Source organism: Pseudomonas poae RE*1-1-14 (assembly GCF_000336465.1).
Lineage (GTDB): Bacteria > Pseudomonadota > Gammaproteobacteria > Pseudomonadales > Pseudomonadaceae > Aquipseudomonas > Aquipseudomonas poae.
In genome coordinates, this window is sequence record NC_020209.1 from 2879944 (window position 1) to 2892765 (window position 12822).

The 12822-nt window shown below is 61.1% G+C and carries 9 protein-coding genes; 3 read left to right on the plus strand and 6 right to left on the minus strand.

Annotated features, from left to right (window positions below; translation table 11 throughout):
* Nucleotides 1-17: 17 nt before the first annotated feature.
* Nucleotides 18-914, minus strand: coding sequence for a LysR family transcriptional regulator (locus tag H045_RS12460; RefSeq protein WP_015372540.1), 897 nt, complete (start codon nt 912-914; stop codon nt 18-20).
* A gap of 97 nt (nt 915-1011) precedes the next feature.
* Here H045_RS12460 and lldD point away from each other — a divergent pair, with 97 nt between their 5' ends.
* The gene (gene lldD / locus H045_RS12465; RefSeq protein WP_003236678.1) at nt 1012-2169 is read left to right on the plus strand and encodes an FMN-dependent L-lactate dehydrogenase LldD; all 1158 of its coding nucleotides are present in this window, start codon (nt 1012-1014) and stop codon (nt 2167-2169) included.
* Between the two features lie 167 nt (nt 2170-2336).
* Nucleotides 2337-3263 (plus strand): GGDEF domain-containing protein, encoded by a 927-nt coding sequence (locus tag H045_RS12470; protein WP_015372541.1) that lies wholly within the window; start codon nt 2337-2339, stop codon nt 3261-3263.
* A 23-nt stretch (nt 3264-3286) separates the two neighbouring features.
* On the opposite strand, the gene H045_RS12475 is transcribed toward H045_RS12470, so the two are convergent.
* From H045_RS12475 to trhO, 5 genes are all read right to left on the minus strand, one after another.
* Nucleotides 3287-4054: an iron-containing redox enzyme family protein gene (locus H045_RS12475; RefSeq protein ID WP_186351050.1), complete on the minus strand. Its 768-nt coding sequence runs from the start codon at nt 4052-4054 to the stop codon at nt 3287-3289.
* A 78-nt stretch (nt 4055-4132) separates the two neighbouring features.
* A complete protein-coding gene (locus tag H045_RS12480) occupies nt 4133-6595 on the minus strand; it encodes an EAL domain-containing protein (RefSeq protein ID WP_015372542.1) in 2463 nt (820 codons plus the stop codon).
* A 71-nt stretch (nt 6596-6666) separates the two neighbouring features.
* Nucleotides 6667-8460 (minus strand): ABC transporter ATP-binding protein, encoded by a 1794-nt coding sequence (locus H045_RS12485; RefSeq protein WP_167325125.1) that lies wholly within the window; start codon nt 8458-8460, stop codon nt 6667-6669.
* Nucleotide 8461: 1 nt separating this feature from the next.
* Nucleotides 8462-9097, minus strand: a complete 636-nt coding sequence (locus tag H045_RS12490; RefSeq protein ID WP_015372543.1) for a DsbA family protein — start codon at nt 9095-9097, stop codon at nt 8462-8464.
* Nucleotides 9098-9100: 3 nt separating this feature from the next.
* The gene (trhO, locus tag H045_RS12495) at nt 9101-10042 is read right to left on the minus strand and encodes an oxygen-dependent tRNA uridine(34) hydroxylase TrhO (protein WP_015372544.1); all 942 of its coding nucleotides are present in this window, start codon (nt 10040-10042) and stop codon (nt 9101-9103) included.
* 43 nt (nt 10043-10085) lie between these two features.
* On the opposite strand from trhO, the gene H045_RS12500 reads away from it, so the two are divergent.
* Nucleotides 10086-12803, plus strand: a complete 2718-nt coding sequence (locus H045_RS12500; protein WP_244159674.1) for a Tc toxin subunit A — start codon at nt 10086-10088, stop codon at nt 12801-12803.
* The last annotated feature ends 19 nt before the right edge of the window (nt 12804-12822 follow it).

The following is a 12822-nucleotide window of genomic DNA, read 5'->3' on the forward strand; positions in this document are numbered from 1 at the left end:
CCTGCTGAGTGCCAGGTTTAAAGCGAGTGGCCTTTACAAAGCTGCTGTTCCTCGGCCAGATCCAGCCAGGCCCGCGCCGCCGGCGGCAGGTGTGCGCTGGTGCGCCAGGCCAGGGCGATGTGCCAGTCCGTGAGCGGTTCGTCGAGGTGGACCAGGGCAATGCCGGAGTGCTGGTGCTTGCGCGCGAGCATGCGTGGAAGGAAGGCAACACCGAGCCCGGCCGCTACCAGGTCAACGATGAAGTCGATCTGGCCGCTGCGCGCGGTGACCTTGGGTGTCACGCCTTTGTGCTCGCAGGCAGCGAGGATCTTGGCGTTCAGCGCGAAACCGGCTTCAAAGAGGATGAACGGTGAGTCGGCCAGATCCGTGAAATCGAGGCGCTGGCGCAGCGCCAGGGGGTGGCCGACCGGCAAGACGGCGATCAGGGGTTCATTGCGCACCGGCTGATAGTCGAAGCCCTCATCCACGGGCAACAGCAGGGCCGCGAGGTCGACTTCACCGGCCTGCAGGCATTCGCGCAGCTTTTTGCTGCCGTATTCGGTCAGCTCAATCTCGATGTCCGGGTAGCGACTGCGGTAAATCGCGAACATGCTCGCAAACAGCAGGCCGCAGCCCACCGGCGGCAAGCCGATACGCAATACGCCGCGCTTGAGGCCGCGCAGGTCGTGAATCTCGGCAACGAGGTTGGCGTGCTCGGCGAGCAGCACCAGCGCGTGACGGTAGGTCATTTCGCCGGCGGCGGTGAGTTCGTTCCTGTGACCGAGCCTGTTGAGCAGCGGCATGCCCAACTCCTCTTCCAGGGTCCTGACCGCCTTGCTCACCGTGGACTGGGTAAGGGACACCACCTCGGCCGCCTGGGAGAACCCTCCCTGGCGCACCACCTCAACAAAAGCCCGCAGTGTGCGCAGGTTCATCAGCATTCCTTTTGCGACTTGGATGTAGTGATAAAAGTTGTTTTTATCATGCCAGATCTTTGCCTATGGTTATCTCATCCTGCCGGAGACATTGCCCATGATCATCTCGTCCGCTTCCGATTACCGCACCGCCGCCAAGCGAAAGTTGCCGCGCTTTCTGTTCGACTACATCGACGGCGGCGCGTACGCCGAACACACACTGCGTGCCAACTGCTCGGACTTGACCGAAATCGGCCTGCGTCAGCGGGTGCTGCGCAATGTCGACAACCTGAGCCTCACCACCTCGTTGTTCGGCCAGACACATGCCCTGCCGGTGATCTTGAGCCCGGTGGGGCTGACCGGCATGTTCGCGCGGCGCGGTGAGGTGCAAGCGGCCAGCGCGGCGGCCAACAAGGGCATTCCCTTCTGCCTGTCGACGGTGTCGGTGTGTTCGATCGAGGAAGTGGCGTCGCAAAGCGCGCAGCCCATCTGGTTTCAACTGTATGTGCTCAAGGACCGTGGCTTCATGCGCAATGCCCTGGAGCGTGCGCAGGCTGCCGGTGTGACGACCCTGGTGTTTACCGTCGACATGCCGACACCCGGCGCCCGCTACCGTGACGCGCACTCGGGCATGTCCGGGCCGTACGCCGCTCAGCGCAGGATGCTGCAAGCCATCACCAGGCCGCAGTGGGCCTTCGATGTGGGGTTGATGGGCCGCCCCCACGACCTGGGCAACATCTCCAGATACCTGGGCAAACCCACGCACCTGGAGGATTACATTGGCTGGTTGGCCAACAACTTCGACCCGTCGATCAGTTGGAAAGACTTGGAGTGGATCCGCGATTTCTGGAAGGGCCCGATGATCATCAAGGGCATCCTCGAGCCGCAGGATGCCAGAGACGCGGTGAGTTTCGGCGCGGACGGCATCGTGGTGTCCAACCATGGCGGGCGCCAGCTCGATGGCGTGCTGTCCACCGCCAGGGCGCTGCCACCGATTGCCGACGCGGTGGGCGATGAGCTGACCGTGCTGGTGGACTCGGGCATTCGCTCCGGGCTTGACGTGGTGCGCATGCTGGCATTGGGTGCCAAGGCCTGTCTGCTGGGGCGTGCCACTGCCTATGCGCTGGCCGCCGCTGGTCAGCAGGGCGTGGAAAACCTGCTGGATATCTTCGCCAGGGAAATGCGCGTGGCCATGACGCTGACCGGCGTGACGTCGATTGAGCAGATTGATCACAGCATTCTCGTGCATCAGCCAAATAACCGGCGTGATAGTTAGGCGGGTGTTTTCGCCTGTAGCAGCCCCCATTGATTTGTAAGGCGTTTTTTTTAATTAAACGAATTGGCATGAATCTCGCTCTAACACTCCCCAAGCAGGTCAAGTAATGGCACTCGCCACGCTGGCTTAGCCCGTACGATGTTCAGGCGCACAGAGGCCGATTGCTGATGAAGACACCTAACAAGACCCACGCAATCGACTTCGACAGCGCCAAACTGCAACGCCTGGGCTTCGGTCAATCTTCGGCACTGCCGCATCGCCCCGTGACCCTGGCGCAACTGCGCCAGCAACTGGCGCAGCATCTGCAAACCAGCCTGGAGCCGGAGCGCATCCTGGGGCTGTTCTTTCGCGAGATTCAGCGTCTGGTGCCCCTTGATGCGATGGTCTACAGCCATCAAGCCAGCGATCTTCGTCTGGAGTTCGGCCAACGCGGGCATCACTCGGTGAGTTATAGCCTCAGCCATGAGGGCGAGCCGCTGGGCGAACTGGTGTTGCGCCGCAACCAACGCCTGGCCGAGGAAGAGCTGGGGCAGCTCGAATCGCTGCTGTCCACCCTGCTCTACCCGATGCGCAACGCCCTGCTCTACCGCGCCGCCACCCGCAGTGCACTGCGCGACCCGCTGACCGAGACGGGTAACCGCATCGCCATGGACCAGACCCTGCAACGCGAAATCGACATGGCGCGCCGGCATCTGCATCCGTTGTCGCTGCTGATGCTGGACATCGATCATTTCAAGCATATCAACGACACCCACGGCCACAGCGCTGGCGACAAAGTACTGCGTGCCGTGGCGGCCTCAATCAAAGGCCAGTTACGTAATGTGGACATGGTGTTCAGGTATGGCGGGGAAGAGTTTCTGATCCTGCTCTCCAACACCAGCCGGGAGGCGGCGCAAATGGTCGGTGAGCGACTGCGCCAGGCGGCACAGGCTGAGGATTACTGGGCGGACGACACGCGAATCGAGCTAACGGTGAGCCTGGGTTGCTCCACGCTGCTGACGGCAGAATCGCCCGAAAGCCTGCTGCGTCGCGCCGACAACGCCTTGTACGTGGCCAAGCGCGAAGGCCGCAATCGTCTGGCAATGGCGGGGTAAGTCCCCCGCCACCGCGATTTACATCAGGCCTGACTGGCCACGCGTACCGGGCGTTCGCGGGCGACTACCGGCGCTGTTTCCTGCTCCAGGCGCATGCAGCTTTCCAGGAACAGGTACATGTAGTCGTAGCTCTTGCACACCGCCTGGCGCAGCTCTTCCTGCAGCGCCCTGGTCGGGTTCATGCCGGCCAGGGTGCAGATGATTTCGAGCGCTTCCCATGGGTGAGCATCGTCGTACTGGGCATGCATCTTCAGCCACTTCATCGCCCGCTTGCGGTCTTCCTCAGGGAAGGCCGCCGCATAGACGCCGGTTGAACACACCACAGCGGACCACTCCCCGGTCGCCCCCTCGATCGCATAGTTGGTGGCGGCAATCGCGACGATCAACGCGTCGGAGGAACTGGTGTGCCAGCACCAATGGCTCAGTGCGTGCAACTCCGGCGGTACGTTTTGCGCCTGCAGCTCTTCGAGACTGACGCCATGGGCACGCGCCCAGTGAACCCAATAGTCGGCGTGGTTAAGCTCCACACGAATATTGCGCATCAGCCAACGTCGCGCCATATCCTCCCCAGGATGGCGCGCGAACTTGGTTTTGGTGAGGTTTTGTGCCATGTACAAGGCAAACTGTTCCACCACGGGCCAGCCACCAATCAGGTAGTGACGCATGGTTTTGGCGCTGAGCGTATTGTCGCGCATGCGCTGATACAGTTCGTGTTCGACAACCCGGCGCTTGCTCTCGCTACAGTCCTGGATCAGTTGTTGCGCCCAGGCGGGGTAACTTGAGGCTTCCATAAGCGGGCCGGTTCGGTTGAATGTGTCGATCACTGTAGGGCTCCTTTTTAAGTGTGATTGTACAGACCAGCAAATGTTTCAGCGGAATGTGCCGGGCGCCTTGAATAACAGTGGCTGCGGCCGCGCGGGTCGGCACTGCAAGCTATCGAAGGTAAACAATTGCGGGCGTTCAATCAGGTAGCCCTGAGCGTAATCCACACCAATCTCCAGTAACGCCTGTTCGATCTGGGGTGTCTCCACAAACTCGGCAATTGTGCGCTTACCCATGACATGGCCAATATGGTTGATCACTTCGACCATGGCACGGTTAATCGGGTCGTCCAGCATATCCTTTACGAAACTTCCATCGATCTTCAGGAAGTCTACAGGTAAATGTTTCAGATAAGCGAATGAGGACATTCCGGCGCAAAAGTCGTCCAGGGAAAAGTGGCAACCTAAGGCTTTGAGTTCATTAATAAAGCGGATGGCACTGCCCAAATTGGCGATAGCGCTGGTCTCGGTTATTTCAAAACAAATCATTTCCGGTGGAACACTGTAAGTGTTGAATTTCTCACGTAAAAAGCCGAGAAAATCATCATCGCCAATGGTAATGCCTGACAGATTGATCGCACACATCGCCATGGGCCGGCCCGGGCGCTCATGCAGGCAGCGGGCGATAATCTTGAACACGTTTTCCACCACCCAACGGTCCAGGGACGTCATCAGCCCGTAACGTTCTGCCGCCGGAATGAAACTGTCCGGCAGGATGATGCGGCCGGCTTCATCGTGCAGGCGCAGCAGGATTTCGATGTGGCCGCTGCCACCCTCCGTTTGACCCAGCGGCGCGATTTCCTGGGCATACAGGCAAAAGCGATCCTCTTCCAGGGCCATATGCAGACGCTGCACCCAGGCCATTTCACCAAAGCGCATGGACAGCTCGGAGTCGTCGGCGTGGTAGACCTGCACGCGGTTGCGGCCTTTTTCCTTGGCCATGTAGCAAGCCATGTCGGCAGTGCGCAACGAGGTCTCCAGGGTGGTGGGCGTGCTGGTGATGTGCACCAGGCCGATGCTCACGGTGGTCATGAACGGCCGGCCCTTCCACACGAAATGCAGACTTTGCACGGTGTGACGCAGGCTTTCGGCGATTTTTTCCGCCACCGGTGCCGGGCAGTTCTCCAGCAGGATGCCGAACTCGTCGCCACCCAGTCGCGCCAGGGTATCTTCTTCACGCAGGTCCGATTGCAGCAACGCGCAGATATGCCGCAGCAGTTCGTCACCGGCCGCATGCCCGCAGGTGTCGTTGACCAGCTTGAACTGGTCCAGGTCAAGGAACATCAGGGCATGCCGTGCATGGGGTTGGCGCCCCGATTGCTGCAACACCTGCTCCAGGCGGTACTCGAACTCGCGGCGGTTGGCCAGGCCGGTCAAGGCATCGTGGGTCGCCTGCCACGACAGGTTGGCGATGTATTGGCGCTCCTGGGTCATGTCGTGCAGCACCAGCACCGCGCCACTGACTTTGCCGGCGCTGCGGATCGGCGCCCCCACCAGAGTCACCGAAACAGTGCTGCCATCCAGGCGCTGAATCAACGTGGAATGATCACTGCCGCCACTGAGCTGGCCCTTGATGATGTGTTCGATCAAGGTAAAACCATCGGGCTCGGGATTTTCATCCAGCAGCTTGAACAACGCCGCCAGCGGCAAGCCCTGGGCCTTGGCCGAGGTCCAGTGGGTGAGCGCTTCGGCAGCCGGATTGAGGTAGGTGATCGCGCCATCGACATCGGTGGTGATGACGCCGTCGCCGATCGACTCCAGGGTGATCTGCGCGCGCTCCCTTTCCAGTTGCAGCGCATCGGCGAACGCGTGACGCTGGGTCAGCAGCTTGTGCGTGCGCAGCAGCGCCAGCGCGATCAATACCAGGGCCGTGGCCAGGTTGGTGATCAACAGCAGCCGCAGGATCATCCGCGACCCTTCGCCCAAGGCATCACTGAAGGCCATGGCCGCTGGCGTCACACCATCGTTGATCGCAAAAATATGCGCCTTCCAGCGCCGCACATCGTCCTCGCTGACCTGGCCGCTGCTGATCGCGCCTTGCATCGAGCGGGCCAGATCATCCAACTGCAGCAGGTAGCCATCGCCCACCGTCCACAGCTCGATGGCTTTTTCCAGGTAGCTGAAATGACGAAAGTTGAGGTACAGCCATATCAGGCTGGACACGTCATCCGGGTGATTGCCACCCTTGAGGATACCCTGGCGGGCAGCCTCGACGTCCGGCACGGGCTGGTCGAGCGCGATGCGCAGTTCATGCCCGCCTTGAGGCACGGCAAAGGCTTGCTGATATTTGAGGTAGGTGGCTGCGTCACGGTTATCGGCGTAGAGCGTCAGGTAATAGATGGCGTCCTTCTGGCCCTTGGACCACAAGCTTTCACCTGCCACATAGCCACGCACCGCCGACAGCACATACAGACTGAGACAGCCTAACAGTGCCTGAAACAGTACAACGGCGATGAAGGGCCAGACGATGCCCAATAGCCGTGGCGTTCCTAAAGTCCGCTTTTGCTTCATGAAGTCCCTTGCACATGCACTGCTGGGTAAGCACGCGAAAATTCGCTTCCGATAGCTCAGCCTAGGCCAATTCAACGCACTTGTTGCAGGTGCCCGTAAAGTTTGGCGTAAAGCCCGCCATCAGCGATCAGTTGCTGGTGGTCGCCATCTTCGGCAATGTGACCGCCATCAAAGACCAATACTCGATCAGCTTGTTTCACCGCCGACAGACGGTGGGCGATGATCAGTGTAGTACGCCCGCTGAGAAACCGCGCCAGCGCCTGATGCAGGTTGTACTCGGTCGCCGCGTCCAGCGCCGAGGTGGCCTCGTCGAGTATCACCACCTTGGGTTCGGCCAGCACCATGCGCGCGATTGCCAGCCGCTGGCGCTGCCCGCCGGAAAAGCGCACGCCAGAGCGCCCCACCACACTGTCCAAGCCCAGGGGCAGCGCCTTGACGGTCACGTCCAGTTGAGCAATTTCCAGGGCCTGCCAGCAGGCCTCATCGCTGCGCTCGCGGCCCATGGTCAGGTTGGCGCGCACCGTATCGTTGAACAGTGCCGGATGCTGCAGCACCACTGCGACGTTTTCGCGGATGGTTTCAAGGCCAATGGCCTGCTGGGTTGCACCGCCGAATCGGATACTGCCGGCCTGCGCCGTATAGAGCCCGAGCAGCAGTTGCACCAGGGTGCTTTTACCGCCGCCGCTGGCGCCGACAATCGCGACTTTTTCACCGGGTGCGATGGTCAGGTTCAACTGGTTCAACACAAGGTCTTCGCCATAGCCAAAATCAAGGTCGCGCACCTCGATACCGACCGTCTTGCGCCCGCTGAACGGGTCTTCGCCACCGGCATACTGCGGCTCGTCGGCACGCGCCAGCAACTCGTTGATCCGCGTCAGCGCACCGCCCGCCGCATAGTAGGCGTATTGCAGGTTCAGCAACTGTTCCACCGGGCCGATCATGAACCACAGGTAGCTGAACACCGCCAGCATCTGGCCGATGGACAGGTCGGAAAACAGCACCGTGAGCATCGCCGCTGCGCGGAAAATATCGATGCCGAACTGGAACAACAGGCCACTGGCGCGGCTGGAGGCATCGGTTTTCCATTGCGAGTGGATCGCGTAGTCACGCACTTCCCGGGCACGCTGGCCCAGGCGCCCAAGGAAGAAGCCCTGGCGATTGCCGGCGCGCACTTCCTGGATGGCATCCAGGGTTTCGGTCAGCGCCTGGGTGAAGCGCGAGGTGCTGTCGTTTTCCAGCTTCTTGAGGTGCTTGACGCGCTTGCCCAACTGCACCGTGAAGTAGATCACCAGCGGGTTGAACAGCAGGATCAACAGCGCCAGCTGCCAGTGCATCCACACCAGGATCGCCGAAGTGCCCACCAGCGTCAGCATGGCCACCAGAAAGCGGCTGAGGGTTTCGCCGACAAATTTGTCCAGCGTATCCAGATCGGTGACCAGGTGCGTAGTCACGGTGCCGCTGCCCAGGCTTTCATACTCGCCCAGGGAGATGCGCTTGAGGCGTTCGATCAGGCGCACGCGGATGCGGTAAACGATGTCCTTGGCCAACCGCGCAAACAGGCGCGCCTGCACCACGTTGAACACCAGTGCGCCGCAGCGCAGGGTCAGGGTCACCAGCAGCATCAGGCCGATGTAGCCTGCCGCTTTTTGCCAACCCAAAGGCAATGCGTGGTTCATCACCTTGAGTGCGGCATCGCCGCTGCCCAGCAGCACTTCGTCCACCAGCAGCGGCAGCAGCAAGGGAATCGGCACGCTGCACAGGGTCGCCAGCACAGCGACGCCATTGGCGATCCACAGGGATTTCTTGTGACGCAGGGCCAGGCGGCGGATTTCCGCCCAGGTCAGGCGGTCGATGCGGGCAGACAGCTCAGGCACTGGCGGCTCGCTCAAGCCATCGGCTCAACAACGGCGAAAGCTCGGACAACGGCTGGTAGCCGTTGGTCAGCAAGGCCAGTTGACCGTCGCGCTCGGCCAGCAGCGTCGGGAAACCGGCGATGCCCAGGTCTTGCACCCAACTGAAATCCGCTGCCGTCGCCGCATGCTGCTCGGCGCGGTCGAAGGCACCGGCAAATTCGATGCGCGGGATGCCCGCCTGCTCGGCCAACTCCACCAGCACGCTGGCAAGGGTCACATCGCGGCCCTCGACATAAAACGCGCGCTGGATCAGCCCCAGCAGGGTCCACGCGCAATCGGCCGCCAGGCCGCGCGCGGTGACGATGGCGCGGCAAGCGGGTTCGGTGTCGTAGACAAAGCCATCGGGCAACGCGCCTTCGCGCTTGAACGGCTGGCCGGTGGCGTCGGTGACGGCCTGCCAGTGTTCAAGGATGTAGCGCCGGGTGGTCGGCTCCAGCGCCGCGCCACTGCCGGTGCGCAGCCCGCCCACCACCAGGTGCACATCCACGCCGGCCGCCTGGGCCTGCTCAACCAGCGCCTGCGCCACCGGCGCAAAGCCCCAGCACCAGGAACACATCGGGTCCATCACATAGAGCAGGCGCGCGGACATGGGTCAGGCCTCGGAAGGGGTTTGCTTGTAGTTGAAGCCAATCGGGTGCGGCAGGTTGCGGGCCTTGGCCAGCTCGATCTGCTTCTGCCGGTCGATGGCACTGCGACGGGTTTTCTCCGGCAGCTTATCCCAGCAATGTGGACAACTGATGCCGGCCACGTAGTGTTCGGATGCGCGGTCTTCAACGCTGACCGGTGTGCGGCAGGCGTGACACTGATCGTAGTCGCCCTTGCTCAAGTCGTGACGCACGGTTACCCGGTTGTCGAACACAAAGCAGTCGCCCTGCCATTTGGTCTCTGCCTGCGGCACCTCTTCGAGGTACTTGAGGATGCCGCCCTTGAGGTGATAGACCTCATCGAAGCCCTCGCTGAGCATGAAGCTGGAGGCCTTCTCGCAGCGAATGCCGCCGGTGCAGAACATGGCGACCTTCTTGTGTATCGCCGGGTCGAAGTGGGCCTTGATGTAGTCGGGAAACTCGCGAAAGCTGGTGGTCTTCGGGTCAATCGCGCCTTCGAAGGTGCCGATGGACACTTCGTAATCGTTGCGGGTGTCGATCAACAGTACTTCGGGGTCGCTGATCAGCGCGTTCCAGTCCTGCGGTTCAACGTAGGTGCCGACCTTTTTGTTCGGGTCGACGCCTTCGACGCCCAGGGTCACGATCTCTTTCTTGAGCTTGACCTTGGTGCGGTAGAACGGCTGGTCGTCGCAGTAGGATTCCTTGTGGTCGATGTCGACCATGCGCGGGTCCTTTTTCAGCCAGGCGATCAGGCCGTCAATCCCTTCGCGGCTGCCGGACACGGTGCCGTTGATGCCTTCTTCGGCAATCAGCAGGGTGCCCTTGATGCCGTTGTCGACCATTGCCTGCAGCAGTGGCTCGCGCAGAGCGACGTAATCTTCGAGGGTGACGAACTTGTACAGTGCCGCCACGACAATCGGTTGGGTCATGGGTGTTCTCTCCAGGTGGCTACCCTCGTAAGGGGTGAACCGGATGCAAAAGGACGCCGGTGACCGGCGCGGCGCGCAGTCTAACAAAACCGCAGCGTCACCGCATCGACACTCAGCCGCTGACAATTCTCCTGAGCCCTGTCGGCACTGGCCGACCTCGTTGCGAACAATCGCAGTGATAGCGTCTTGCGTCGCCCAATGGATCCACTTTTGGGCTTACTGGAAGATCGTCGACATGGAAACTTCGAACAGTCCCTTACTGGACAGGCTGATGGAAAACCCCGTCACACCTGGCCCAGGCAGGCTCGATTTCATCACCGCCTTGAAGCGCCTCAACATTACCGATGTCGTTGCAATCGCTGCTTTACCCAAAGCCCAATTCATCAAGGAACTGGCCAGGTTCAATGATGACGATGGCGCTCAGGCTTACGACAAAGCGCTGTCCTTCACCACGCAGTTGCAGTGGCTGTGCGACCAACAGCAATTCACCGTCGACCCCGCGCTTAAACGCAGTAAACGCGAGCTTGGGTCGCCCTATTCCAGCCTGCTGGAAGAGAACTGGGAAGATGTTTGCGACCCGCACGCCATCGCCGCCGTCGACTCGCCGGTGGCCTACTTGCGCACCCTGTACCTGTTCGCGATGCATCTGGAGAACAAGGGCGCCCCAAACGAGAAGAGAATCCCCCTGGGCGTGCGGCGCCCGGATCTGCAAAACCTGCTCATCGACCACGACGCAACGTTTCGCCAGCGCCCGATGCTGTCGATTATCGATGACGTGCTACGCGAGCAGATCCGCCAGCATCAGCCTGGGCAGGACCTGCACCTGCTGCTTAGCGAGCAGCACTACCCGCTGACGCAGCCCTATCACCATCATCACTATCAATGCCGCCTCGGCCTGTCGGGCACCGGTTATGGGCCGGGAGAATTGAACCATCGAATCGGCAAACGAGCGCCGCTCAATGCAGCCGACAGCGCGACCCAAGCCGATGTCGTCAGCCGTAACGATGACGCGCAGTGCCTGCTGAGCGAATTGAACCCGACACAACAGAGCCTGTTGCGGCAACCCCCGCTCGACGCTGTGGCACTGCTCGCCACGCACTTCAACTGGTCACAGCCACCCGGGGCCGGCGAGACGGTTTTCCCCACCCGGATCGACCCACTCCTGCGCTGTACAGGCTTGGACAGCGTTCAGTTGCAAGCGCTTCTGGCCCAGAACAGCTTCGCCCCCCACGCCTCCCCTTCGGCCAAGGGTCAGACCCTGGCGAACTTTGGCGCCCGCTACATCAACGGCAGCGGCGCTATCCCGATGGCCGTCGCCACCGTCGACAACGTCACGACGCTGCTGCATGGGTCAGCCGAACGGTTCGATCGCATGCAACGGATGATCCGACTGCACAACGGGTGCGGTCTGTCTTTCTGCGAACTGGACACCCTGATCGTCAGCGCCAGGGCCTGTGAAGCAAATACCGCAAACCCATCGTCACTCAACCACAACACCCTGCGTGTGCTGGGCGTCTATCGCTACCTCAGCCGACGCTACAGCCTGTCGCCGCTGGAATTCTGCGCATGGCTGGATCAGTTGCCGGTGCAGGCCAGCGCCAACGAACAGCCCTTGTTCGATCAAGTGTTCAACCGCAATCCGGTGGCCGAGCAGCCGCTGCCGCTGGATGGCGAGCCCTTCGATGCACCGACGCGCCAGCATCTTTGCCAGGCGCTGGGATTAACCGATACGCCGGATTCCCTGGAATTGTTGTTGGGTGCGGCCCCTCCCAGAAGAGACCTTGCCACTTACTCCTCTATCTACCGGCAAGCCCATATCCCGAAGGTTTTCGGCTTGTCTGCGCTGCATTGCAAACAACTGGCCGATCTGCTCGGACCTGCCACCTGGAGCCTGCTGACCACCCCCAGATTGCGTGCGAACGGTGAAGCGTCGATAGACGTGCTCGACGTACTCATGCAGTTGGACTGGGCGGTCACCTGGCTCAAGGACAACCACACCAGCGTGCCGCAATTGCGTCAGCAACTGCTGGCGGAGCCGATCATTGACAACCCGACGCTGGCGCGGTTGACCGACTCGCTGCAGGCCTCGCTCAGTAAGCTGCCACTGACCGACGGCGATAGCCCAACGACCGAGCAGTGGATACAACTGCAGACAAGCCCGGTGCCAGCGCGCGATGCCCACGCACTGTTTCTGATGTACTCCAGCTTTTTGAAGATCACCGCCGCGGCTCCCCTGCAGCGGCTCACGCTCCACCACCTGATCCTGCTGGGCAAGGATATCGCCAGCCTGTTGGCGTTACCGGTGAGCAACGCCACCTTGCATGCGTTGCTGCTCAATCCGCGCTGGCTTGACAGCAAAAATCTACCCAACGGCGTAATCGAATTGAACCTCGGCACCGTCTATTTTCTACGGCGTTTCAGGGACTTCTGCGACAACCATGACCTGGCGCAAGAGACGCTTCTGGAATACTTCCGGCACGCCAATACCAAAGCCGCCGGTGCGCGCACTCCTTCGCTTACAGCCCAATTGAGCCATTGGCTGGGCTGGAGCGAAACAGAACTGGAAGCGCTCGCCATGACCCTCCCCCACGGCATGGTCCGGTCCATGGATGAACTGGATTGGATCATGCGTTGCCGACAAGCCTGTGCGCGCACTCGGCTCTCCAGCCAGACACTGCTCGACGCCTGCGAACTGAACACTGCCAGTCCATTCAGCCAGTGGAAGTCCGTGGGCGAAGCCGTGATCGGCGCACACCAATGATGTTTTTTTCAACCTGCAT

Coding starts and splice junctions, on each gene's coding strand:
- H045_RS12460 (WP_015372540.1), bottom strand. CDS start 914: ATGAACCTGCGCACACTGCGGGCTTTTGTTGAGGTGGTGCGCCAGGGA.
- lldD (WP_003236678.1), top strand. CDS start 1,012: ATGATCATCTCGTCCGCTTCCGATTACCGCACCGCCGCCAAGCGAAAG.
- H045_RS12470 (WP_015372541.1), top strand. CDS start 2,337: ATGAAGACACCTAACAAGACCCACGCAATCGACTTCGACAGCGCCAAA.
- H045_RS12475 (WP_186351050.1), bottom strand. CDS start 4,054: ATGGAAGCCTCAAGTTACCCCGCCTGGGCGCAACAACTGATCCAGGAC.
- H045_RS12480 (WP_015372542.1), bottom strand. CDS start 6,595: ATGAAGCAAAAGCGGACTTTAGGAACGCCACGGCTATTGGGCATCGTC.
- H045_RS12490 (WP_015372543.1), bottom strand. CDS start 9,097: ATGTCCGCGCGCCTGCTCTATGTGATGGACCCGATGTGTTCCTGGTGC.
- trhO (WP_015372544.1), bottom strand. CDS start 10,042: ATGACCCAACCGATTGTCGTGGCGGCACTGTACAAGTTCGTCACCCTC.
- H045_RS12500 (WP_244159674.1), top strand. CDS start 10,086: ATGCAAAAGGACGCCGGTGACCGGCGCGGCGCGCAGTCTAACAAAACC.